Source organism: Pseudomonas proteolytica (assembly GCF_007858275.1).
GTDB classification, from domain to species: domain Bacteria; phylum Pseudomonadota; class Gammaproteobacteria; order Pseudomonadales; family Pseudomonadaceae; genus Aquipseudomonas; species Aquipseudomonas proteolytica.
This window is the reverse complement of record NZ_VFEV01000008.1, coordinates 1-24,397: the sequence shown is the minus strand read 5'-3', so window position 1 is coordinate 24,397 and position 24,397 is coordinate 1. Positions and strand designations below refer to the sequence as shown.

Annotated in this window: 21 protein-coding genes; 9 read left to right on the top strand and 12 right to left on the bottom strand. The window is 54.6% G+C overall.

Features of this window, described 5'->3' with window-relative positions:
- Positions 1-5 precede the first annotated feature (5 nt).
- A complete protein-coding gene (locus tag FIV38_RS07630) occupies positions 6-452 on the top strand; it encodes a hypothetical protein (RefSeq protein ID WP_125923840.1) in 447 nt (148 codons plus the stop codon).
- Between the two features lie 288 nt (positions 453-740).
- On the opposite strand, the gene FIV38_RS07625 is transcribed toward FIV38_RS07630, so the two are convergent.
- The gene (locus FIV38_RS07625) at positions 741-1,415 is read right to left on the bottom strand and encodes a heavy metal response regulator transcription factor (RefSeq protein ID WP_034137066.1); all 675 of its coding nucleotides are present in this window, start codon (positions 1,413-1,415) and stop codon (positions 741-743) included.
- Between the two features lie 488 nt (positions 1,416-1,903).
- On the bottom strand, positions 1,904-3,247 hold the full coding sequence (locus FIV38_RS07620) for an OprD family porin (RefSeq protein ID WP_034137067.1): 1,344 nt from the start codon (positions 3,245-3,247) through the stop codon (positions 1,904-1,906).
- Positions 3,248-3,652: 405 nt separating this feature from the next.
- Between FIV38_RS07620 and FIV38_RS07615 the strand changes: the two genes are divergently transcribed.
- The 5 genes from FIV38_RS07615 (at position 3,653) to FIV38_RS07595 (ending at position 12,079) form a co-directional block, all read left to right on the top strand.
- On the top strand, positions 3,653-4,924 hold the full coding sequence (locus tag FIV38_RS07615) for a TolC family protein (RefSeq protein ID WP_139273552.1): 1,272 nt from the start codon (positions 3,653-3,655) through the stop codon (positions 4,922-4,924).
- 66 nt (positions 4,925-4,990) lie between these two features.
- The gene (locus FIV38_RS07610; protein WP_034137069.1) at positions 4,991-6,241 is read left to right on the top strand and encodes an efflux RND transporter periplasmic adaptor subunit; all 1,251 of its coding nucleotides are present in this window, start codon (positions 4,991-4,993) and stop codon (positions 6,239-6,241) included.
- 24 nt (positions 6,242-6,265) lie between these two features.
- The gene (locus FIV38_RS07605) at positions 6,266-9,427 is read left to right on the top strand and encodes a CusA/CzcA family heavy metal efflux RND transporter (protein WP_034137070.1); all 3,162 of its coding nucleotides are present in this window, start codon (positions 6,266-6,268) and stop codon (positions 9,425-9,427) included.
- A gap of 159 nt (positions 9,428-9,586) precedes the next feature.
- Positions 9,587-9,910 carry a DUF2790 domain-containing protein gene (locus tag FIV38_RS07600; protein ID WP_034137071.1) on the top strand — a complete coding sequence of 108 codons (324 nt, stop codon included), beginning with the start codon at positions 9,587-9,589 and terminating at the stop codon, positions 9,908-9,910.
- A 171-nt stretch (positions 9,911-10,081) separates the two neighbouring features.
- Entirely contained in the window at positions 10,082-12,079 is a 1,998-nt protein-coding gene (locus FIV38_RS07595) for a heavy metal translocating P-type ATPase (protein ID WP_034137072.1), read from the top strand.
- Between the two features lie 76 nt (positions 12,080-12,155).
- Here FIV38_RS07595 and FIV38_RS07590 read toward each other — a convergent pair whose 3' ends face one another.
- The 3 genes from FIV38_RS07590 to FIV38_RS07580 all read right to left on the bottom strand — a co-directional run bounded on the left by FIV38_RS07590 (position 12,156) and on the right by FIV38_RS07580 (position 15,668).
- Positions 12,156-13,463, bottom strand: coding sequence for an OprO/OprP family phosphate-selective porin (locus FIV38_RS07590; protein ID WP_034137073.1), 1,308 nt, complete (start codon positions 13,461-13,463; stop codon positions 12,156-12,158).
- Positions 13,464-13,578: 115 nt separating this feature from the next.
- Entirely contained in the window at positions 13,579-14,997 is a 1,419-nt protein-coding gene (locus tag FIV38_RS07585; RefSeq protein ID WP_034138162.1) for a heavy metal sensor histidine kinase, read from the bottom strand.
- Positions 14,994-15,668: a heavy metal response regulator transcription factor gene (locus tag FIV38_RS07580; protein ID WP_034138161.1), complete on the bottom strand. Its 675-nt coding sequence runs from the start codon at positions 15,666-15,668 to the stop codon at positions 14,994-14,996. The genes FIV38_RS07585 and FIV38_RS07580 overlap by 4 nt, the downstream gene beginning before the upstream one ends.
- 689 nt (positions 15,669-16,357) lie before the next feature.
- Here FIV38_RS07580 and FIV38_RS07575 point away from each other — a divergent pair.
- On the top strand, positions 16,358-16,684 hold the full coding sequence (locus tag FIV38_RS07575; protein WP_034138160.1) for a DUF2790 domain-containing protein: 327 nt from the start codon (positions 16,358-16,360) through the stop codon (positions 16,682-16,684).
- A gap of 33 nt (positions 16,685-16,717) precedes the next feature.
- On the opposite strand, the gene FIV38_RS07570 is transcribed toward FIV38_RS07575, so the two are convergent.
- The 3 genes from FIV38_RS07570 to FIV38_RS07560 form a co-directional block, all read right to left on the bottom strand.
- Positions 16,718-17,068: a DUF3147 family protein gene (locus FIV38_RS07570; RefSeq protein WP_034138159.1), complete on the bottom strand. Its 351-nt coding sequence runs from the start codon at positions 17,066-17,068 to the stop codon at positions 16,718-16,720.
- Between the two features lie 162 nt (positions 17,069-17,230).
- On the bottom strand, positions 17,231-18,136 hold the full coding sequence (locus FIV38_RS07565; protein ID WP_034138158.1) for a cation diffusion facilitator family transporter: 906 nt from the start codon (positions 18,134-18,136) through the stop codon (positions 17,231-17,233).
- A 55-nt stretch (positions 18,137-18,191) separates the two neighbouring features.
- Positions 18,192-18,530 (bottom strand): zinc ribbon domain-containing protein, encoded by a 339-nt coding sequence (locus FIV38_RS07560; protein WP_080761431.1) that lies wholly within the window; start codon positions 18,528-18,530, stop codon positions 18,192-18,194.
- A 490-nt stretch (positions 18,531-19,020) separates the two neighbouring features.
- Here FIV38_RS07560 and FIV38_RS07555 point away from each other — a divergent pair, with 490 nt between their 5' ends.
- On the top strand, positions 19,021-20,718 hold the full coding sequence (locus FIV38_RS07555; RefSeq protein WP_034138157.1) for a phosphoethanolamine transferase: 1,698 nt from the start codon (positions 19,021-19,023) through the stop codon (positions 20,716-20,718).
- 343 nt (positions 20,719-21,061) lie between these two features.
- Here FIV38_RS07555 and FIV38_RS30865 read toward each other — a convergent pair whose 3' ends face one another.
- The 3 genes from FIV38_RS30865 to FIV38_RS07540 all read right to left on the bottom strand — a co-directional run bounded on the left by FIV38_RS30865 (position 21,062) and on the right by FIV38_RS07540 (position 22,569).
- The gene (locus FIV38_RS30865) at positions 21,062-21,250 is read right to left on the bottom strand and encodes an AbrB/MazE/SpoVT family DNA-binding domain-containing protein (protein ID WP_034138156.1); all 189 of its coding nucleotides are present in this window, start codon (positions 21,248-21,250) and stop codon (positions 21,062-21,064) included.
- Positions 21,251-21,692: 442 nt separating this feature from the next.
- The gene (locus FIV38_RS30860) at positions 21,693-21,959 is read right to left on the bottom strand and encodes an antitoxin Xre/MbcA/ParS toxin-binding domain-containing protein (RefSeq protein WP_080761430.1); all 267 of its coding nucleotides are present in this window, start codon (positions 21,957-21,959) and stop codon (positions 21,693-21,695) included.
- Between the two features lie 322 nt (positions 21,960-22,281).
- Positions 22,282-22,569: a helix-turn-helix domain-containing protein gene (locus tag FIV38_RS07540; RefSeq protein ID WP_059395176.1), complete on the bottom strand. Its 288-nt coding sequence runs from the start codon at positions 22,567-22,569 to the stop codon at positions 22,282-22,284.
- An 85-nt stretch (positions 22,570-22,654) separates the two neighbouring features.
- Here FIV38_RS07540 and FIV38_RS07535 point away from each other — a divergent pair, with 85 nt between their 5' ends.
- Positions 22,655-23,107 carry a hypothetical protein gene (locus FIV38_RS07535; protein ID WP_059395175.1) on the top strand — a complete coding sequence of 151 codons (453 nt, stop codon included), beginning with the start codon at positions 22,655-22,657 and terminating at the stop codon, positions 23,105-23,107.
- A 334-nt stretch (positions 23,108-23,441) separates the two neighbouring features.
- Here FIV38_RS07535 and FIV38_RS07530 read toward each other — a convergent pair whose 3' ends face one another.
- Positions 23,442-24,218, bottom strand: coding sequence for a hypothetical protein (locus FIV38_RS07530; protein WP_092233637.1), 777 nt, complete (start codon positions 24,216-24,218; stop codon positions 23,442-23,444).
- Between the last annotated feature and the right edge of the window lie 179 nt (positions 24,219-24,397).

Below are 24,397 nucleotides of genomic sequence, written 5' to 3'. Positions count from 1 at the left end.
GGCTTATGCAGCTCAGAGGTGAGCGTCTAAAGGGGTATCTCAATTCTAAGATTTTGGAATTGATAAGTGTTCGCCAAAAAGAAATTGGAGGATATGTTTATAGCCAAAAAGAATTTTCTAAATACGCAGGAGTTTCTAGAGAGACAATCAGGAAATATCAATCTGAAATTGACGCTTGCTTGCGGTCTTGTCTAGTTTCAAAGATTAATCATGATGGCGATGCTAAATACAGGAATCTTCAAGAAAAGAATCATAAGCTTCAGCGTGAAGTTGTTATGGTGCGGACTATGTATGAAGCGATTCGAGTTCAATACATTGACCTTATCGAGGCAATGCTAAGTCACTCGATTGATATTAGTATCTTGATGGTAAAACCTGTTGGCCCCGGAGAGCTAGATCGTACTGGTGGGAATTGCGTTTTATGTGGTGGATCTCTAGATTCCACTGTCTGATTGGTAGTTTTCCAATCGGCAACCCAGAGCGATTTTTGCGATTAATGGCTGGATTGTTGGCTTTCGTTGCCCCGTTCCGCCACGACCGTCCTATCAGTACTCTGAGTGGATTGCGTATCACTAAATTTCTCGTGGTCTGGTCTCCTTGACTCCGGGTCAATGGGTGGTGCTTGTTGGTTTGACATGCTTATTGCGAAGATAAGTGCTGTTGGAATTAAAATTTAACTGTCAATGTAGTAGGCGCTGGATAATCAGTCGAGCTGTTTCCAAGGCTAGGCGGTTGGTCGCTTACCGCTTCTCAAGAACATAGCCCACGCCTCGGAGCGTGTGGATAAGCTTCGTCTCGAAAGGATCATCGATCTTGGCTCTGAGCCTTCGAATCGACACCTCTACAACGTTTGTATCGCAGTCAAAGTTCATGTCCCAAACCTGTGAGATGATCTGCGTACGGCTCAGTACCACCCCCGTGTTGCGCATCAGGTAGTGCAACAGTGCAAACTCTTTTGTAGTCAAATCGATGCGCTGGCCATCCCTGAAGGCTCTGTGACGGCTCTGGTCGAGTTCGAGGTCAGCTACACGAATTATCTCGACGGATGCAGGGTGGTCAGACCTGCGCATCAAGGCGCGGACCCGGGCCAGCAGTTCTGGGAACTCAAATGGCTTGATTAGGTAGTCATCTGCACCGTTCTCCAGGCCCCGAACCTTATCTGCTAGGCGACTTCTAGCCGTCAGCATCATGATACGAGAAGGGCAGTTTTTACGTCGCAACAGTTCAAGCACCTGCCACCCATCCATCTCCGGCAGATTGATATCAAGGATGATCAACTCATATTCGTGCTGCTTGGCCAGGAATAATCCATCTGAACCGGTATGGACGCAATCTACAACATAACCGCATTCAGTAAGGCCTTGACGCACATACTCCGCAGTTTTTACTTCATCCTCAATTACCAGAATTCGCATGGGATTTTGTCTCGACATCACTGAGCAATTAACCGCGCACGCGCGCCGACGTTATTGAAATGAATGGTAAATCAAAAAGAGTTGTCTGGGGGGCTAAATTACGGATTTGTAATTTCTAGGTAATATATTTGATAGTCTGGCGTTATATCTTGTCGCGGTTTGGGTTTGACAGATGCGAGCCCTCTCTCCAATAGGTGATTTGACCTTATGAAGTGCTGGGTTATTCTATTCTTTGTTCTGGTTTCATTCCGTTCAGATGACGGCGAAGTTCCCCTCATTGAGGAGGCTGGACATTGGTGTAGCCATGAGCTGCATCGACATGCGATGCATGAACTCGAACAACTGCTCGAATTTTAGATAAAAAAAGGCGCCCAAAGGGCGCCAAATATTCACCTTTTACCAAAGGAGCACTTAAGCCACTCAAGGTGAATGCGTAATGCACGTTTTTCTGAGGGGCCAGTTCATGGAAAACTGATCCGATCAGAGAATTACAGAATAGAAAGCGGGTATTCAATGATCACGCGAGTTTCATCAAGGTCCGATTCGAAAGCAGTGGCACGCGTGGTAGCTTGGCGCAACCGGAAGGACAAGTCTTTAGCCGGGCCGGTTTGAACGACATATTTCACCTCGACGTCACGCTCCCAACGTTTTTGATCGGTGAGCGGATTGCCGTTGTCGTCGGTACGCATGTAGAACTGGTTGGCGTTCGAGTAGTCTGCGCCCGAACCCCTTGCGTAGCGGGTCATGAACGTCAGACCAGGAATACCGTAGCTGGTGAAGTTAAGGTCATAACGCATCATCCAGGAGCGTTCTTTCGGCGAGTTGAAGTCGCTGTACTGGATCGAGTTGTCTACGAAGATTGAGTCCGACTGACGCAGGTAATCAAAATCGTCATCGCCATTGTTGCGCTGGTGTGACAGGGCCAAGGTGTGGGCGCCGTAGCGAACACCGACCTTGGCACTCCAGATATTGTTGTCGAACTCGCCCAGTCGGCGTTTACCTTCATCCACGGCTTTGTAGTAGTTGAACCCACCAATCAGCGCGAGGTCATCGCTCAGTGGGTAGGCGAAGCTGGTACCGGCGTAGTACTGGTTCCAGACATCTTTCAACTGGCTGCCGTAGACACTCACGGTCCAATTGTCGTTGATCGAGTAGTCACCGCCGCCGTAGCCGATCCAAGGCGAGTTGACCGGGCCGCCATAGAAGGTAACGAAATTGTCGTTCAGGTTACTGGAAACCGGTTGGCTCATTGCATGCAGTCGACCACCTTGCAGGGTGAGGCCCTGGATGCTGCTGTTCTCAACGGTCACGCCGCGGAAGCTTTCTGGCAGGAGGCGCGAGTCGCCCGCTGCGACGACCGGCGTCGATGGGAATACATCACCCACTTTCACCACGGTATCGAACAAGCGGATTTTGGCCGCTCCGCCAACCTTGGTGTATTCATCACGCGCCTCACCCTTGTTATCAACGGGCAGCACGTCGAAGGAGCTACGGCCGCCGTTGCGACCGTCGCCGGTATCAAGCTTGAGGCCGATCATTGCAAAGGCATCAACACCAAAACCGACGGTACCCTGGGTAAAACCAGAGTTGAATTTGGAAATGAGCGCGTGCGCCCAGGCTTCGGAGTAGCCGTTGGTGTTGCCCTTACCACTGTTGTAAGTGGGAGCCGAACTGTCGCGATTATCACGATTGAAGTAGAAGTTGCGGTTGAGCACTGTAAGGCTGCTGCCCTCAATGAAACCTTCTGGTTTGTCTTCAGCTTGAGCAGAAATTGCATAGCTTCCAGACAGCGCAGAAACTGCCGCCAAATACAGTGGTACTTTGATTTTCATCTGATGCTCCTTTGATTTACGGCAGTTTTTATTATGTGTACCGACGCGGGTGTCTTTATATGTTCTGACCCGGCGGCGCGCCTATGAAGAGCGCCGAGCTCATATTTGCAGGCCGAAGATAACGGGAGGGTGATAGGATAATTACAATTTCGTCATCTACAGGTTATCCGGGTGCCTAGCACCGTGTGTTAGCCATCTCTCTCGGTTGTAATCAAATCCTGGGTTCGACTGAATTTCTCAGTGTTTACGGGCATTACCCACTTTTCTTACGAAATTGTAATTTTCTAGCCACCCCTCTGATAGCTACCGCTCTTTAGAGTGCCATCACCTAATCCAGTGGGGCTTGGCAGCTGTTTCGGCGTTCTCGCCAAGCTTTATCGAAGTTTGTGCACGAGGACCATTAAAGTGCCCCGGTATATCCGCAATGTCTTTCCTAAGACCTCAATCTCACCCTGGAAGATAGCCGCACTCTGTGCGGTCATCTCCGGGCTGATGGCACCTGCTGCATTTGCCCAAAGCATCAGCTTGCCTCAAGCGCTTTCGACGGCGATGGATGCCAACCCTGACATGGCCGCCGCCCGTCAGGAGATTGGGATCGCAGATGGGGCACGCAAGCAGGCAGGGCTTATCCCCAACCCAACAATCTCGTACGACGTAGAAGACACCCGTCGCAGCACTAGCCAGACAACTGTGACGCTCAGCCAGACCCTGGAGCTGGGCGGAAAGCGGGGCGCACGTGTTGACGTCGCCACCTATGGCCAGACTGCTGCACAGCTGGAGTTGGACCGTCGAGTGAACGCTCTGCGCGCCGAGGTCGTTCAAGCCTTCTACGCAGCATTGCGAGCGCAGACTGGCCTAGATCTAGCCAAGCAATCTCTGGAGCTGACTGAGCGTGGTCTGCGCATTGTCGACGGCCGCGTTCGCGCAGGTAAATCCTCCCCAGTAGAGGCTACTCGTGCTCAAGTACAGTTGGCCGAAGCCAAGCTGCAGGTCAGACGCGCCGAAACGGAGAAAGCGACCGCTTACCAGCAGCTAGCTCAAATTACGGGGAGCTCGGTCACAGTATTCGATCGCCTGGATTCGCCGACCCTCTCCCCAGGTTTGCCTCCGGACGCTGAAGAGCTGTTGTCGAGGCTCGATCAAACTGCGGAAATGCGTCAGGCCGTGGTGCAGATCGACAAAAGCGATGCGTCCCTCGGCTCAGAGAAAGCTCAGCGAATCCCAGACCTCACTGTAAGCGTGGGTAGCCAGTACGACCGCTCCGTACGTGAACGGGTCAACACTGTAGGACTGTCCATGCCATTGCCGCTGTTTGATCGTAATCAGGGCAACATTCTTTCCGCTTCTCGACGCGCAGATCAAGCCCGAGACCAGCGCAACGCAGTTGAGCTGAGGCTGCGTAGCGAAACCCAAACCGCAGTAAACCAGTGGGCGACCGCCATGCAGGAGGTCGAGTCCTACGACAAGACCATTCTGCCGTCCGCACAGCAGGCTGTGGAGACCGCAACTCGCGGTTTCGAGATGGGCAAATTCGGCTTCATCGAAGTGCTGGATGCCCAGCGCACCTTGATCGTCGCTCGTGGCCAATACCTCGATTCGTTGGCAACAGCGACCAATGCGCGTGCGCAGGTGGAAAGGGTTTATGGCGATGTCGGTTCGACTGCCGGCGTTCGTTGAACGGGCCAGAAATTTTCTTCGGCGCTCGGCATAACACGTCGGTGCCTATGATCAGCAGGAGTAGCAATGGATAACAAACGCAAGATCGCCCTCGCGGTCGCCGCTGTGGCAGCCCTTGGATTTGGCAGCCTTGCCTGGAACAACAGTTCCGGAGAGCAGGCCGCCAGTACCGTCGAGCACGGCGCTAACGATGGCCATGGCGATGAGAAGACGACCGCATCAGCCGCCAAAGAGGAGGGTGATGAGGGTCATGGTGCAGAAGGCCATAGCGAAGAGGGTGGTGAGGAAGAGGGCAAGCTGACCCTGAGCGCTGAACAGATCAAGGCAGCTGGGGTAGTCCTGGAGTCTGCGGCCCCCCGTGACCTCGGCACCGTTGTGACTTTCCCGGGGGAGATTCGTTTCGACGAAGACCGGACTGCACATGTTGTCCCTCGGGTCCCTGGCGTTGTTGAAAGTGTCCAGGCCGACTTGGGCGAAGCCGTTAAGAAAGGCCAAGTCCTCGCAGTGATTGCCAGCCAACAGATTTCTGACCTGCGCAGCGAACAACAAGCCGCACAGCGACGCGTAGAGCTGGCCCGCGTTACCTTCGACCGTGAGAAGCAACTGTGGCAGGACAAGATCTCCGCCGAGCAGGATTACCTGCAGGCACGCCAAGCGCTGCAAGAAGCAGAGATATCTCTGGCCAATGCCAAGCAGAAGGTCGGTGCCATCGGCGCTTCGGTCAATTCCGTAGGCGGCAATCGTTACGAGCTTCGGGCACCCTTTGACGCCGTGGTGGTAGAGAAGCACCTGACCATGGGTGAAGTCGTCAGCGAGGCGACTAACGCTTTCATCTTGTCCGACCTGAATCAGGTGTGGGCCACCTTCGCTGTCCCTCCCACTGAACTGGGCAAGGTGGTGACGGGCCGTGCGGTAAAAGTTTCATCGCCCGACATGAACGTCGAGGTCGACGGCAAGGTGGGTTATGTAGGCAGCCTGCTGGGTGAGCAAAACCGTGCAGCGACCGTTCGCGTTACCTTGACCAACCCTGACGGCGCCTGGCGTCCAGGTCTGTTCGTGAACATCGCCGTCACTTCTCAGACCGATCGAGTGGCTGTGGCCGTTCCTGAAGGCGCCGTGCAGACCGTTGAAGACAAACCCTCGGTATTTGTGCGCACCAGGGAAGGCTTTGACACTCGGCCGGTAAAAACGGGCCGCCGTGACAATGGATACGTGGAAATCATCGACGGCATCCAAGCCGGCGCCCAAGTAGCAGCCAGTGGCAGCTTTACACTCAAGTCTGAGCTCGGCAAAGCGTCTGCCGAACACGGTCACTGATGCGAACTGACAGGATGATTTCTCATGTTTGAACGTATCATCAGATTCGCCATTGAGCAGCGCATCGTTGTAATGATCGCTGTTCTGATCATGGCCGGCATCGGTATCTACAGCTATCAGAAGCTGCCCATCGATGCGGTACCCGACATCACTAACGTCCAGGTGCAGATCAACGCTGCTGCGCCTGGCTATTCGCCATTGGAAACTGAACAGCGGATCACGTTTCCAGTTGAAACGGCCATGGCCGGTCTCCCGGGCCTTCAACAGACCCGTTCCTTGTCTCGCTCTGGCCTGTCTCAGGTCACCGTGATCTTCAAGGATGGCACTGACATCTTCTTTGCCCGCCAGTTGATCAACGAGCGGCTGCAAGTTGCGAAGGAGCAGTTGCCAGAGGGCGTTGAGGCTGTCATGGGTCCGGTATCCACTGGGCTTGGTGAAATTTTCTTGTGGACCGTTGAAGCTGAGGATGGTGCGGTCAAGGAAGACGGTACACCGTACACCCCAACCGACCTGCGTGTGATCCAGGACTGGATCATCAAGCCGCAGCTGCGGAACGTCCCAGGTGTGGCCGAGATCAACACCATCGGTGGTTACGCCAAGCAGTTCCTGGTCGCGCCGGATCCGAAGCGCCTAGCTACATACAAACTGACCCTCAATGATCTGGTCGCAGCGTTGGAAAGCAACAACGCCAACGTCGGCGCCGGTTACATCGAGCGTAATGGTGAGCAGCTCCTCATCCGTGCGCCAGGGCAGGTCGGTAACATCGAAGACATCGCCAACATTGTGATCACCAGTGTCGATGGCGCACCGATTCGAATCAGCAACGTCGCTGACGTTAGCATTGGCAAAGAGCTCCGGACGGGGGCTGCCACCGAGAACGGTCGCGAAGTCGTACTCGGCACCGTGTTCATGCTGATCGGTGAAAATAGCCGTACCGTGTCTCAGGCTGTTGCCGCCAAACTGGCTGACATCAACCGTACCCTTCCAGAAGGTGTGGTTGCCGTGACGGTCTACGACCGCACCAACCTGGTTGAAAAAGCTATTGCAACTGTGAAGAAGAACTTGGTGGAAGGCGCGATTCTAGTAATCGCCATTTTGTTCCTGTTCCTCGGTAACATCCGTGCTGCACTCATCACCGCGATGGTGATCCCGTTGTCCATGCTGTTCACCTTCACCGGTATGTTCAACAACAAGGTCAGCGCCAACCTAATGAGCTTAGGCGCACTCGACTTCGGAATCATCGTCGACGGTGCCGTGGTAATTGTAGAAAACGCGATCCGTCGACTGGCTCATGCGCAACACAAGCATGGCCGTATGCTCACCAAAGCTGAGCGCTTCCATGAGGTCTTCGCTGCTGCGGGTGAAGCTCGCCGGCCACTGATCTTCGGTCAGTTGATCATCATGGTGGTGTACCTGCCGATCTTCGCCCTGACCGGCGTCGAGGGCAAAATGTTCCACCCCATGGCCTTCACCGTTGTGATGGCGCTGCTGGGTGCAATGATCCTCTCCGTCACCTTCGTTCCGGCAGCCATCGCCATGTTCGTCACTGGCAAGGTCAAGGAAGAGGAAGGCGTGGTGATGCGCACTGCGCGGCTGCGTTATGAGCCGATTTTGAAGTGGGTCCTTGGGCATCGGAACATCGCGTTCTCGGCCGCTGTAGTCCTGGTCGTGCTCAGTGGTGTGCTTGCAAGTCGTATGGGTAGCGAGTTCATTCCAAGCCTCAGTGAAGGTGACTTTGCGATGCAGGCCATGCGCGTGCCAGGTACGAGCCTGACCCAATCCGTAGAAATGCAGCAACGCCTTGAAAAGGCTGTGATTGAGCAGGTCCCGGAAGTAGAGCGGATGTTTGCGCGCTCGGGTACAGCCGAAATCGCATCCGACCCGATGCCGCCTAACGCCTCCGACGCCTACATCATGCTCAAGCCTCAGGATCAGTGGCCCGACCCTAAGAAGCCTCGCGATGAGCTGATTGCTGAAGTGCAGAAAGCCGCAGCCGGTGTCCCAGGCAGCAACTATGAGCTGTCCCAGCCCATCCAGTTGCGTTTCAACGAGCTGATCTCGGGCGTACGGAGTGACGTCGCAGTGAAGGTGTTCGGCGATGACATGGACGTGCTCAACAACACGGCCAACAAGATCGCTGCAGCGCTCAAAGCGGTACCGGGCTCTTCGGAGGTCAAGGTTGAACAGACCACCGGCCTGCCGGTGCTGACCATCAACATCGACCGCGAGAAAGCCGCACGCTACGGCCTGAACATCGCGGATGTACAGAACTCGATCGCCATCGCTGTCGGCGGTCGTACGGCCGGCACGTTGTATGAAGGCGACCGTCGCTTCGACATGGTGGTGCGCCTGCCTGAGACCGTACGTACCGACGTAGCAGGTATGTCCAGCCTTCTGATCCCTGTACCGGCCAATGCATCTCAAGGTGCCAATCAGATCGGCTTCATCCCGCTGTCGCAGGTCGCTAACCTGGACCTGCAGCTGGGTCCGAACCAGATCAGCCGCGAGAACGGCAAGCGTCTGGTGATCGTCAGCGCCAACGTCCGGGGCCGCGACCTGGGGTCGTTCGTTCAAGAGGCAACCGCTTCGCTGGATGCCAAGGTGCAGATTCCTGCTGGTTACTGGACCACCTGGGGTGGCCAGTTCGAGCAGCTCCAATCGGCGGCCAAGCGTCTGCAGATCGTGGTTCCGGTGGCCTTGCTGCTGGTCATGACCCTGCTGTTCCTGATGTTCAACAACCTGAAAGACGGCATGCTGGTGTTCACCGGTATTCCATTCGCACTCACCGGTGGCGTCGTGGCGCTGTGGCTGCGGGACATCCCGCTGTCGATCTCGGCTGGGGTTGGCTTCATTGCACTGTCCGGCGTCGCGGTACTGAACGGCCTGGTGATGATTGCCTTCATCCGCGGATTGCGAGAGGAGGGACGAACGCTTAGGCAGGCCGTCGACGAAGGCGCGTTGACCCGACTGCGACCTGTGCTGATGACAGCCCTGGTGGCGTCCCTGGGCTTCATCCCGATGGCCTTGGCAACCGGTACCGGTGCAGAGGTTCAGCGGCCACTGGCGACAGTGGTGATTGGCGGGATCCTGTCCTCCACCGCGCTGACTTTGTTGGTGCTCCCTGCCCTGTATCAATGGGCACACCGCAAGGATGAAGACGGTGATGAGGCCGAAGTGGTTAGCTGATAGCCACTAAAGAGAAGCCCACAACACACGTTGTGGGCTTTTTTGTTTTATATGAGCCAGATGCACTTACCTTTCAAAATTGTAAGTTTCTCGTCATGCCAGTGATGCCTATGCGTTGCTAAAGTTACGCCCGAGAAGATTTGAATTTGAGAGGTTATTATGAAAAAGCTAATTATTGCTGCTGCACTTGTTGTTTTCTCGATGGCTTCGCAGGCCAACACTTTCTCAGAAAGCAAGCAGCTGCAATATATCAACGACCACCAGACCGCTGTGGCGAAGTATGCCGAGAAAAATGGCAAGCCGATGCCGGAAATTCAAGATTACAAATACGGCATGAAAATCGATGTGGCGAAATTCGTGCGCCAATCTCAAGACCCCCGCACCTGCCAGGTCTACCCACGGTTGATGAGCTTCGAGGACTCCCAGGGTACGCTCAAAACGGTTCGCTACTCCATGTACTCGCAATGCATCAACAATAAGTAGTGAGCGCTTTGAATAGAATAATTAATGAATTCATAAATGCCAGGCAGAGCCTGGCATTTTTTATTTCCCCTGCGTGCCTTGTTAAGAGCGTCACTCTTAATGATCAGCCCTCGGGCAAGCCGTGAAATAGATTTCAGCTAATCAATAGCGATACCCCAGAAGGTACGAGTTATGAAAAGTTTGCTTGAACGCCCCGACGACCAAGCGGGGCACGAAGGCCACAGCCATGAGCATGGGGGCATCTTCGGCATGAACACCGAGTTGGTCTTCGCACTGATCTGTGGTGCGCTGCTCGGTGCCGGAGTTCTGGCCGGAAAGCTCGGGCTGATCGACAGGCTGCCGCTAGTTCTGTACGTATCTGCCTACGTGTTCGGTGGATGGTTCACCACCAAGGAGGCGATCAGCAATATCCGCCAGAAGCGCTTCGAAATCGACACGCTGATGCTGCTCGCCGCAGCGGGGGCCGCGAGCATTGGCGCCTGGGCAGAAGGTGCACTGCTGTTGTTCCTGTTCAGCCTGGGGCATTCACTGGAAAGCTATGCGATGGGCAGAGCCAAGAAAGCCATCGAGGCACTTTCCAAGCTCGCCCCTGCCACCGCCATCGTGCGGAGCACAAACGGCACGAAGGAGTTGCCTGTAGAACTCCTCGTGCCTGGCGACATTGTCATCGTACGCCCCAATGACCGTTTGCCGGCCGATGGCTTTGTGGTCGTAGGCTCTTCAAGCATCAACCAGGCTCCCGTGACTGGTGAGAGCGTCCCGGTGGACAAGCAACCAGTCGCTGATGCCGCTCTTGCCCGCAGCAAGCCGGATGCCGTGGATGCTGTGTCGAAAGTCTTCGCCGGCACCATCAATGGCGAAACCCTGATTGAGGTCGAAGTAACGCGTCGCTCCACGGAAAGCACCCTGGCGCGGGTCATCAAAATGGTCAGTGAAGCCGAGGTCAGAAAGTCGCCGACTCAACGCTTCACAGACCGTTTCCAAAGGGTGTTCGTCCCCTTGGTCCTGCTTCTGGTGGTAGGGCTGATGTGTGCTGGCATTTTCATCGATGAGCCATTCCGTGATTCGTTCTACCGTGCCATGGCGGTCTTGGTCGCAGCCAGCCCGTGTGCGCTTGCGATTGCTACACCCAGCGCCATTCTTTCCGGCATCGCCAGGGCTGCCAGAGGCGGGGTACTGATCAAGGGCGGTGCTCCGCTCGAAGAACTCGGTTCTTTGAATGCCATGGCCTTCGACAAAACCGGCACCCTGACCGAGGGGCGTCCCCGCATCACCGATGTGATACCGCTAGCCGGTACCCAGGTTCCGGACCTGCTGGCCGTCGCTATCGCAGTGGAGTCTATGAGCGACCACCCACTCGCCGCAGCTATCGTGCGCGACGGCGAGGAGATGATTGGTAGCAGGGGCAAATACCAGGCCAGGAACCTGAAAAACCTGGTTGGCCGCGGCGTACGCGCTGAGCTGGATGATCAGTTCGTCTGGATTGGCAAAGTCGAGATGTTCGGTGCCGACGCCATTCCGGCCCTTAGCAAAGCCGCCCTAGAGGCAGCAGAGCGCCTGCGCCAGTCGGGCCGCACTACCATGGTGGTGCGCCGTGCTGACAAGGATCTGGGGGTGATCGGCTTGTTGGACACCCCCCGAGAAGGAGCGAAAGAGGCACTCCAGAAACTCAGGGAAATGGGCATCGACCGCATGATCATGATTTCCGGGGACCACAACCGCGTCGCCGAAGCAGTGGGCAGGCAAGTCGGCCTGGACGAAGCGTGGGGAGATCTGATGCCAGACGACAAGGTACAGGCGATCAAGAACCTTCGCCTCAGCTCCCAAGTCGCCATGGTGGGCGACGGCGTGAATGATGCGCCTGCCATGGCCCATTCGAGCGTAGGCATCGCAATGGGGGCGGCAGGCTCCGATGTCGCCTTGGAAACGGCCGATATCGCGCTGATGGCAGACGACATCCGGCAGCTTCCCTTTGCGGTCGGCCTCAGTCGTCACACCCGCTCGATCATTCGCCAGAACCTGTTCGTCAGCCTCGGAATCGTGGCCATCCTGGTTCCCTCCACCATCATGGGCTTGAGCATCGGCGCTGCCGTTGCCATTCATGAGGGTTCCACGCTCCTTGTCGTGTTCAATGCCCTTCGCCTGTTGGCTTATCGTAAAGACGCCTGATCATTGAACGAAGCGCACAAAAAAGCCGGGAGTGCACTGAGCGCTCCCGGCTTTTTTGTGTCACCTGATTGGGGAATCAGAACACGTATTGTAGGCGAGTGATGAAGGCGTTGCCTTTGTCGTCGCCGACAGTGTTTTCGTTGTTGTCTGTGCGCACGTTGATGTAGTTGGCACTGACTTTCACCGCCTCGTTGACGTACCAGTTCACGCCGACCGTGTGGCTCTTGGCCTTGCGTTCATCGGATTGGTCCGCGGTGGCAACCAGATTGCCATCCTCGACCTTGATATCGTCGAAGCGGTAGAAAACTTCCCAGGCGCCCAGATCTTTGTTCTGTGGCTTGATGGTGTCGAATTTCGCGCCGTCGAGCTTATAAATTCGCGGTTCGCCGGTCAGCGTGTACGCCATCTGTGCGTAGTAACCCGAAGCCTTCATGTCATTGGCGGACTGATCAGCCTTCAGCTTGCGGCGAAGGTACTCAGCTTGAACGGAGAATGGACCCGTGGCCCAGGCGCCTTCAACGCCCCAGACCGAATCGTTGTCCCAAAGGCCTTCTTGCGCAGCAGCACCACCGAACAGCATGCGATTGCCGTTGGTTCCCGCATCGCCGCCGCCGTTGGTGTCTACACCGCGAACGCCCAGGCGCGAGCGTATACGGGTGTCGACGGCGCTGTCCTTGAGGTCGCGATAGGCATACTGGGCACCGACATGCAGGACATTACCGTCAGAGTGCAGCGGTGCGAAAACACCACGCACGTTGTAGCGCTTGGTGCTGTCACCGTCGGAGTCGTTGTTGGTTTCGCTGAAAACGCTACCCGACAGGTAGGCCATGTCAGCGATGGTGCTGGTCGCCTGAACACCCATGCCGGCGTTGTCGTTGATCCAGTCGGCTACGTCGTAGGAGAGGTTTCGCTCCATGGCAGTTGTCCACTTCGAGCTGGTTGCCTTCTCAAGACCGAAATCGGTGTAGAAGCGGCCGAAACGCAGCTGGACTGGGGCGAAGCCGGTGTACGTCAGGCTGGCCTCATCAAAGTAGCCATCGGAGTCGTTACCAGTGTTGCGGGACAGGTCATAGTTGACCTGGTATTTCCAGTCTCGGTACAGAGTGCCGCCGAACTCGATGTAGGCGCGACGGAAGTAGGCCGCATCTGCGGTATCGCCGTTCTTGGTGAAGACACCGTCGAATCGGCCATAGTCGGCCTGAACGCGACCGCCCAATTTGAAGCTGAATTCCTTGTCGGTGGTAGAAAGTTCAAGACCGCCCTTGGTTTTTAGAACTAGGTCAGCTCCGTCGGTAGTGACTGTTCCGGAAAATGCTTGCGAGGAAAATGTGCCTACTATTGCAGCGACCAACAGCTTTTCCCGCATGTTCGAAGAACGGATCATTGCTTGCCTCTCGTGTGTTAAGTGCTAGCAGCCGACAGATTGTTTCGCCCTGTGCCGGCCGTTATTGCACACAAAAAAGCCCGTCAATTGACGGGCTTATGCATGTCTGCGCTGGTTAAGCAGCAGCCATTACAGGTTCTTTAAACTGGGCTTCGGGAAAGTGAAGGTGGAACCACGTGAAGTTCTCTTCGGTTACTTCCACGCTCGCCGAGCCCTGATGCAAGCTCATAATCGACTGAACGATGGCTAAGCCTAGACCGGTACCGCCCTCACTCCGTGCTCGGCTCTTGTCCACTCGATAGAAACGTTCAAACAAATGCGCATGGTGTTCCCTCGCGATCCCCCGGCCCGGGTTGCCGACACTCAATGTCGTACCGCTCGTACCGTGTTGCACCTTCACGTAGACCGTGCGGCCGCGTGGGCAGTAGCGAATAGCATTTGACACCAGGTTCGAGACGGCCCGTTGAATCATGAGACGATTACCGCGCACTACGTCCTCATTGCCAGAGATTTGCAGCTGGATCTCGCCTTCTTCTGCCGAAATGCTGAAGAGATCGCATACACGCTCAACCTCGTCGACCAGCGACACGGGTTCAAACTCCACCATGGATGCTGGGTGACTGACCTGAGCCAGGAACAGCATGTCGGAAACCATCCGGCTCATGCGGTCCAGCTCTTCTGTGCACGATTCCAGCACTTCCCGGTACTCTTGAAGCGATCGTTCTCTGGTCAAGGCAACCTGGGCCTTACCCATCAGGTTGGAAAGCGGTGCACGCAACTCGTGAGCAAGATCGTCAGAGAATTGAGAAAGCTGCTGCACACCGTCATCTAGGCGAGCCAGCATGATGTTAATGCCGTCAGCGAGCTCTTTAAGCTCTGAGGGCATTCCATCCGTTGGCAGGCGATGGTCCAGGCTCTCGGTGGAGATTTTCGAGGCAACTTTCAAGAACTTGGTCAGAGGTAGCAGTCCGCGGCGCACGGTCCACCAAGCGATGGCCAAGATCAATGCGAGGATGACGGGCGACATCATCAGGGCCCAGGTCAGCAATGCATCGAGCAGGGCCTCACTGGATGACTGGTCCATGGTCATGTAGACGCTGACTTCGGTTCCATCGGCTAAGCGCATGATACGAGAAGCGCTCAACAGTGGGCGGTCCTGGGTATCACGCCATTCATGCTCTTTAGGCTGCGCAGCCGGCTGGAACTTGTGCACCTCCAGATTGACCTGCTTTGAGCCTATCGAGAGCAAAGGTACCTGCTTTGTTGATGTATCGAATATGCTCACGTACAGGTTGTTATGGCCCATGACCAAATCAACTAGCTGGTGCGCATCCGCGTTGACGCCGGAGATATCGTTGATAGTGGACAGGTTGTGAGCCATGCCTGCCATCTTCACTTCTAGGTCTGCTCTGGCATTTCTTTCCAGCGCTTGACCCACCATCAAGTAGCCAAAGGTCGCGAACAGAAGCAGTAATGCTGCGCTCATCAACCCGACTTTGAACCCTAGCTTTGCAGCCAGGCTGAACGGACTCATGCGCGTTCCTCGAAAACGTACCCAACGCCACGAAGCGTATGAATGAGCTTGGTTTCAAACGGGTCATCGATCTTTGAGCGCAATCGCCGGATCGCAACATCGATGACGTTGGTGTCGCAGTCAAAATTCATGTCCCAGACCAGAGAGATGATCTGGGAACGAGTCAGCGCTTCACCCGTCCTGCTCATGAGCAGGTGCAGGAGCGCAAATTCTTTTGTGGTGAGATCGATGCGTGTGCCACCACGGAAAACTCGATGGCGCACGGAGTCGAGTTCCAGATCGGCAATCTTCAGCGAGCTCTTCTCGACGAGTTCATCGCCACGTCTCTGGAGAGAACGGATGCGAGCAAGCAGCTCGGGAAACTCGAAGGGCTTCACCAAGTAGTCATCCGCGCCGCCATCCAATCCCTTGAGCTTGTCGTTGATGCGACCACGGGCTGTGAGCATGATGATGCGGACCCGGCTGGATTTCCTGATGGTTTCCAGCAGATCCCATCCGTCGATACCTGGGAGGTTCACATCGAGGAGAACCAACGAATAGACATTGACGTTGAATAGGTGAAGGGCATCAACACCGTTGTGCACAATGTCTACGACATACCCGCTTTCGGATAGGCCCTGCTGAAGATATTCCGCAGTTTTAATTTCGTCTTCGACAACTAGAACGCGCATGACTTATCTCAAGGTGTGAAGAAGGAATTGGCCAATCCGCCAAGAGGTTTGCAGGCTGTTTAAAGGTTCGGCTGAGTGCATGGCATGCGGTAGTCGCTACCTCTGTCCATACGCCGTGGTCACCTGAGGACGCTTGAATCTTAACGCGAAGAAGCTGGCCGTGGCGAAATCCTACAAATTTGTAATGTAGCCGTAAGATTGCTGACAGTCATACCGGCATACCCTTTGAGCTTAGCGGATTCAGCGGCCTTCAGCCGGTTGAGCACTCAGTAGCTGGCATGTGAATTCGGTCGTAAAAGGCGGCATTTCTGCCAAGCCGTTCTGTTTTGCCAGGAAAATTCCTTGGGGAGCTACCAAGAGCTCGTTGCCAACCACCGATCAGTGGCATCGCAGGATGCGCTGCGCTGCGCGCGGCTATGATTTCTTGATCCGTCGAAAGTGCAGATAATTACTTTACAATCTATTACATGTCCAAATTGTAATTTCACAATCATCTTGTCGTTAGCCGCCTCTGCTAGTTTTAGTACAGCACACAGGCAGCGCTGCTTTGGAGTCGTCTCATCCGGAGCAGCATGGCGGGAGTAACGAAACCCTGCTCACGCCAATGCATTCACCTTGGAACCATACGCTCCTTTGGTAAGGTGAATTTTAGCGCCCGCCGTGGGCGCTTTTTTATTAATGGACTTCTCATGAAAACCACTAGATCTGCAATTGCCGTATTCATGCTCTTCTCTGTGCTGTCGACAGATGCTCTAAGTAGCGTGCAGATCAATGAGGATCTTGAGCAGTCTGCTCGGCAGGCTACAGAGCGCTATGCACAGAGCGTGAAGAAGCCCATGCCAGAGCTTGAAGACTACACCTATGGCATGAATCTGGACGTTGGGAAGTTGGTGTACGTGTCGCCCAACGTGCGGTACTGCGGCAACGTGAAAAGCATGATGGCCTACGAGGACTCGAAGGGCGAATTGCACATGGTTCGCTACCTGGTGAAAGGCGAGTGCGTTAATAGTCGGTGAGCGGCCACCCACTTGCTGCCCCCGGCGCTTAGCTCACAGCAACTCGATGCCAAAACGACGTAGCAGCAGAGCAAAGCCCCCAAAACTTACCATGGTGATGATGATGCTGATGATAAGCGTCGGCCAAAAGTCCAGTTTGGGCAGCAGCACCGGAAAAGTGATAAACATTGGCAGGGTTGGAAGGACGTACCAGAACGTATACCAGGCATGATTAGCTATCTTTTCCATACTCTGGTTTTCCAAGTACAGCCAGATCAGCGTCATGACCGTGACCAGAGGCAGAGCGGCAACTAGGCCACCCAGCTTGTCGCTACGTTTTGCCAGCTCTGATACTAGAATCACTATTCCGGCAGTGACTAAGTACTTCGTGATGATCCAAGCCATTGCTGAACCTCCTACGGGCACTCGAGAGAGTCTGTCGGAATCTTCCCAAGGCGCTCACGAAGTGCTCCTGCCGTTTTGACGCCTATCATTCCCGATCTTTCCTTTACGACACCACTCTCTCTGTTTGAAGAGTGGTGCGTTGACCAGGTGGTTACCAACCGATCAGTGCGACGGTAACGGCATGCTCTGGTGGAAAGCTGCGCGCTCGATCTGAATGGTGCAGTGGTGGATTTCGAACGCATCGCTGACCGCTTCCACGACGCCCGCCAGCACGGCATCTCCATCTGCTGTGTCACCCACTACTACGTGCGAAGTCATCACGTTGCTGCCGCTACTGACGGCCCAAACGTGCAAATCGTGTACATCAGTGACGCCATCAACGTTGCGGATGGTGGTCTCGATTGCCGCGACGTCAAGCCCCCTTGGGACACCCTCCATGAGGATGCCCAGGCTCTCGCGAAGCAGCTGCCATGTCCGCGGCAGTACCCAGAGGCCGATTGCAACAGCGACAATCGTGTCGACCCAGGTCCAGCCAGTGAAGCGGATAATGAGAGCCGCGATGATTACGCCCAACGATCCGAGCATGTCGCTCCAAACTTCGAGGTAAGCCCCTTTGACATTGAGGCTCTCGTTGCTGGCAGATGCCAGAAGACGCATCGAAATAAGGTTGATGATCAGGCCAGCGATCGCGATCCACATCATCGCGCCAGTGGCGATCTCCGTCGGCATGAAGAAGCGTTGGTAGGCTTCGTACAAGATGTACATTGCCACCAGGAAGAGCAGGACTGCGTTGAGCGTGGAGGCCAGGATCTCCAACCGCGCATAGCCAAAGGTTCGTTTTTGATCCGCCGGCCGCTTGGCTATCTGGAGCGCAATCAGCGATATCGCCAAGGCGGCGGTGTCAGTGAACATGTGAGATGCATCCGACAGCAGCGCCAAGCTGCCGGTTATCCATGCACCGATTACTTCAGCAATCATAAAGCTGCCAGTCAGGGCCAATGCCATGACTAGCTTCTTCTGATGTCCCTCACGTACTGCTGCACTGCCATGATCATGATTCGATCCCACGTATTTCTCCTTGCGCAGGGGGGTGGTCGCGTTGGCTTACCAGGGTGGCCAGGCGCTAAGGCGTGGCTTGGCCGCACTGGCTGCAGAATTTCGCTCCTGACGTCAGCGAGGAGCCGCAGGCCTTGCAGCCACTCGATAGTGGTGTTCCGCAGTTTAGACAAAAGCGCGCAGATGGGGCGTTAGCGGTCCGGCACTGCCTGCAAGGCTGCAGATCAGTGATTGGGGCTTGGGATATTGCCCGCCCACTGTCAATTACCCGGTCATTGCCGTCGCAGCTCTGCTGCTGGTCATAGCGGTCATGCCGATCGCTCCCGTGCCCACCACTGTGGTGCTTACCACCGCCGTGGTTTCCCCGGCCGTGGTGGCCGCCCAAGATGTTCTTGAAAAAGCTCATGGTGTTCGTCCCTCATTGATAAGTGACATAAGCACGGGCAAAAGTTAAGGAAGTGTTCTGCTCGCGAGAAAGACTTCTAAATTGAAGTAAAAGTTCAAAATGAGCGTACGACAAAACAAGCCCATTTTGTTTATGAAATTTAATTTAATTCGCTGGGTGGCACTAACCACACAGCAGTCGAACGTGTCCGATTTTTTATCATAGCCTGGTCGATCACAATCAAAAAAGCCATTGCTGCGATTCTGACAGCATTGTAATCACGAGGTCATCGTGTCGTTATCGTGTTCCGGAAATAATGCGCCTAGCGAGAGTTTACTTCTCATTCAATTCTTTTGCCTCAAACATCCTAAGCGCCCTTAAGCCATAGGGCTCGGGGTCTCTGGCGCTCCGCACGCCCACCTTCGCACAGTATCTGTCGATGGTTTGCCTGGTAGCTACCGAGGATTCCATAGCCATGCGTCATGGATCAGCAGCCTCCTAGAGTTTGATAATGACACCTTCGAAATCCATTGTTCACACCCTGTTCAGTAGATTGATCTTTGCTATTCGCAGTACTCGACAAAAAGGCATCAGCACCAATCTGCTCATCGGGCTGGTAACTCTTTGGTTGTTGCTATTTACGAACGCTGAGCTTTGGCGTGTTCTTACGCGGCTGATTTTCAATGCCGATGAAGTTAATTGGCTGCTCGCGAGTAGCCTGCCAGTTGTTGTGTTTGCTTGGGTGTTTACCATACTCAGTCTGCTGTCATGGGCACGGCTCGCCAAACCGCTACTGTGCCTGATCCTGATCAGTGCGGCTTTCGCCAGCTACTTCATGAATGCTTACGGCATCGTCATTGATTACACCATGTTCACCAACGTCGTGGAGACCGACGTCAGTGAGGTCTCCGAGCTACTGAACTGGAAGCTCGGCCTCTGGGTGGCAATGGTAGGGGGATTGCCCGTTTACCTGATCAGTCAGGTGCCGCTCCGACGTAAGCCCTGGATCAAAGCGTTGGCCAGTAGACTCATTGTCCTTTCGCTTGCCCTAGTCACCCTTGCCGGCATTGTGCTGAGCCAATACCAGTCTTATGCGTCCTTGCTGCGCAACAACCGGGAGATTCGGCTCATTCTGGTTCCCACCAACCTGTTTGCGGCCAGTCATGGCTACCTGAAACGTCAGTTGGCCACGCCGAAAGAACTGACCACCATCGGTACCGATGCAGTAGTGAAAAGGCAGGGAGCAGCTCGCAAACCCAAGCTGCTGGTGCTGGCAGTGGGGGAGACAGCACGCTCTGCCAACTTCTCCCTCAATGGCTACTCCCGTGATACGAATCCGGAACTGAAAAAACGCAATGTCATAAGCTTCTCAAATGTGAGTTCCTGCGGCACCGCCACCGCGGTATCACTGCCGTGCATGTTCCTGGACGTCGGCAAGGATGAGTACAAGGACGGCTTGGCCAAGAGCCGAGAAGGGCTACTCGATGTGCTTCAGCGCGCAGGCATCAGCGTAATGTGGACTGACAACAATTCGGGCTGTAAAGGGGTCTGTGACCGGGTGCCTAACCACAAGGCTACCCAACATGCGGATGCTCAGCTGTGCACCAGCGACGAGTGCAAGGACGGGGTGCTGCTCTCGGAAATGGAGGACTTCATCAACCGTCAGGAAGGCGATGCTGTCCTGGTGCTCCACTACAAAGGCAGCCACGGCCCAGCCTACTACAAGCGATATCCCTCGCAGTTCAAGAAATTCGAGCCGGTCTGCGAGACCAATGAGCTCGACAAATGTAAGCAGCAGGAGGTGATCAATGCCTACGACAACTCGATCCTCTACACCGACTACGTAACGGCCGGGCTGATCGACATCCTGGCTGCGAACACCAAATTCGACACTGCGCTCATGTACGTCTCGGATCATGGGGAGTCACTGGGAGAGGGTGGCCTCTACCTACATGGGCTGCCCTATGCGATGGCCCCGGACGAGCAAACCAAGGTGCCAATGGTGCTCTGGATGTCTGACTCTATCGCGAAGAGCGAACGGCTGAATATGGGCTGCTTGAAAGCCCAGACAAACTCGCCATTGAGCCATGACAACCTGTTCCACACGGTGCTCGGGATGATGAGCGTCCAGACATCCTCGTATCGCTCAGCCCTAGACTTCACTGCCCCTTGCAAGCCCTTGGCCGGAAGCACGTACTCCGGCCTCTGAATGCTCGAAGTGCGATTGAAATACTCGCTCGTATCAGCTGCAATATTCAATTGGAGAGCAGAAAAGTCAGTTGAATCTGGTTGCCCAGGTTTTGCTCGCTGTGAATGTCGACCTTGCCACCGCAGTGTTCCACGATCCGTTTGTACCGCGAGCGATGCGCCTGCAGTGTACGTTCAAGCAATTCGGGCCAATCAAGCGCATTGACCAGTGTTGAGACCTAGGCTGGCATCTCGGTTGCTGCCGTTCTAGTCATGGGTAACCTGGGTCGCAGCAGGTGGCGACTGAGCGTAATCGACCTATGAAGCGGCCGGTCGACAACGACCGCTGTGGGTCGAAAGCTGCCTTAGGGCTGGGCGTCTGCATCACTAATTGGCTTTAGCACTATGCTCCCGCCTATCAGCTGTATGCTCAGGGAATCACCGATTTTGAGACCCATGCGTTCGAGGATATCGTCCGGGAGGTCAGTGATGACATCCCCAGTACCATCACCTGGTTCTTGGCATTTCAAGGTTGTCCGCACGGATTCATTCATAAGGGGCGGCTCCTTATGAGCTGATGGGGAAGCCTCCATCCTACGCCCACTTGCCCCCTACTGGCAGCATTCGACCCACTGCGAAGGCTGGATGTTGGAGCCAGCACCGGCAAGCTCTGCTTTCGCAAGTATGAAGGAGTTTAGTGATAATCCTGCTTCCGGCTGGCGGCGATGGCGCTGACAACTCAGCTTAGGGCCGTGTCTGCTTGAGGTCGCAAGCAGCCAGTCGCTAATGACCGCGCTATCGAACCACTGAGCACCATCCGAGACAGAGCTTTGTTTACCGCGGAGCGTGAGCCCGTTCGCTCGAATACCTTCCTAACAAAGGGGCTTCCCCTTAGGCATACGCTTGATGCGGTTCGAGTTAGATCCTGCGATAGACACAGCTAATCCTATGTCAGACGAGATGTAGACAGGTCCTCTGGCATGGAACCCAACGGCGTTAAGTGTAGACACCGTGTTCAATTCGTCCTAGGAGTGTCACAACTTGCTGGTAGCCCGATCGAGTCACCAAGGTGCTGCAAGGTGACTGATGCCTTAGCCCGATTGCTGGCTTGTACAGCCATTGCGCGGCAAGCACTCGACTGCCAAGCACCAGCGTTGCCAGATGCACGATTTCTTCGCACCTGCCCTTGAAGCTTCGGTGGTCGATGCTCCAGCACCCCTGCGGCGAGCATGGGCACAGCGCTAATATCTGAGGATCCTTCATTTGCAAACCTCAAAGGTGAAAGCCTATCTCTCAACCGGCAATTCGGCCAACAGGTTCCATTCCTTTGCCGGCATGTGCTGCTATGTCGAGAAACCTTCCTTGCGTCTGTACCCGCCTTCGCAAAAGCCTTCGGGCGTCGTCTTCATTTTCCGACTTTATACGCCACTTATCAGTCTTTACCTTCCGTCGGCCCTTCATTGCCTCTCCTCTTCCACGTAGGTAGCGCCCAAGATCAAACCAGCCGCAGGGTCAGATCGCGCAGACTTTGGTTGCATCCGATCGGACATCTCAGTCCATGCTGAAGGGGGACAGGCGCCCCTCCTCATCGGTCCGATGGCGTCACGCTTAGCTCCTCACGAACGCGCTCAATGATTGAATCCAGAGTGGCATCCTTGTCCATAAAAAGGTAGCACTGGGTCAAGATCGTCAAAGGATGAACATTCATGACAGAGGCGAGCCCATGCACCATTTCGAGGGTAGGGCCCTTTCCTCCGGCTTCCAGTTGACTAAGGTAGGTTTGGCTACTGTGGCCGCCGAACTCTTCTTGGCTGAGGCTACGAGATTTCCTCAGCAACCTCATGGCCTTACCAAATGCCTGTTTCAGCTCCATTTTTTCATTCCTACAAAAGGAATGATGAAGCCGTCTTGAACGCCATACATCCATTAACTATTGTTAATATTTTGAGGGTTTTTCGATGTTCAAGACCTATAGCCATGCCGAACTCAGCCCAGCCGGTATTTTCGGCGAGCCCGCCAGCCGTCACTGGAAATTTATTGAGCTGGAGCTGCACCACCCATGGTTTTACGTGGAGCTTGTGCGCGATTACGGTGACGACATCGTGGGCAGCATGCTGATGATCCCCACGGTACCGATCCTACAGCAGATGCTTTCGGAGCTTGATGACCGCTCATGGCTCGCGCAAGCACATCTGATGTCACCTGGTCACATGAGAGGCGGTAACGACTGGGTGATGGAACCGCTTCAGGAAGTGAGCATTGCTGAAGACGCGTCAGGAACAGAAGAGGGCTATATCTATAAGGTAGTAGGCGGGGCTTGTTACAGCATTCATCACTCAACTCAGCGAGATAACCTCAAGGTCACTGAAATTATTTTTTTGGCTGAGCGCGATCTACGCGTGAGTGGATGATTAAAGTAGCTTACGCATTTAATTTATCGTTACGGCTTTTAGAAGGCAAATAGACTATTCTAGAGTAATTATCTTGGTTTTTACTATTGAATTAGCTGCAATCAGTGCTATCTTTATGGAGGCGAGTTTCAGATGTTGTCATCCTAAACTGTTTAATCTCCTGCCAGTAAGCTTAGGACTTTCTCCACCCAGCGATCAACTGGTTGTCAGTGAGCCTAGGCTGGCCCAGGTGTATTTTGGGGAGAGGCTTGCGCTACCCAGTGCAGTATGAGCATAGGCCTTCAGGTTATGAATTTTTCAAGACTAACGAACGGCTCATCAACAGTAACTGGCTTCAATAGAAAATATTTTTAGTTACTCTGCGACGATTGATCCTATGGATTTTTTCAGGTGTACGAGGAGTCTTGTTAGGCCAAGTGACGGCTTCATGCTGTGGTGTCATCCGAATCACCGCCTCGTAGGTACCGACCCTACCACCGTTCTTCCGATAGACTGTCAATGCTTCTTTTGTCAGCAGAGCTTGCAGGGACCACCAGTGATCGGACGCCTTAATGTAATTAGTAATTTCGGGATCTATCCAGCCTGCTAGCCAAGATATTTGGTTTGCGAGCAAACGGAGGCTGTTTACCGTTTGGCGTGGCCGGCGAGGTATAAAGCCCAGATTGCCATAGGAGTCAAACTCCGGCGTTCTCCAGATCTGATCGTGATGGCCAATCCTATTTCGAACATCTCGTACTTGGCTAAGTAGGTTGGCCAGTCTATCGACAAACGCCGCATCATCGTATGGCGTCGTAGCAAGGTCAGGGGCGTTTGGAAATGCTATTGATAAAACGCTAGCCTGCATGCCAGCAGGGTGCGATTTATGCTTCAAGCCTTTGATAATCGTTTCCCAGAATCCAAAGGGGACCTTCGCGACAATGTCGTCAACAGTTGCATTCCCTTTTCCTTTCTTCTTTGCGATCTTCCCTACCGCGCCGAGTACATCCTCGTGGGTGTATCGTGTGGATCTGGGGTTGTTGCCCCTTGCTCGGTCATTATTGGCCAAGCCCTGACTGCATGGCCAGCTGATGCGCTTAACATCCGTTGTGCTTAGCCTGTAGGTGACTTCCATCCCCGCTCTGAGCAATGATGCGGAATGGTCGTAGACGAGAGGAAGAACATGGGTATGCGTCCGGCCAACCCCCCTTCCTGTCCCCGGCGCCAAAGGCGATGGTGTCCACCTAATTTAAGTGGACACCCTTTCTAGCCTTTTAAGCGGGTCTTTTCATGCAGCCACAACGCCGCTCCTAC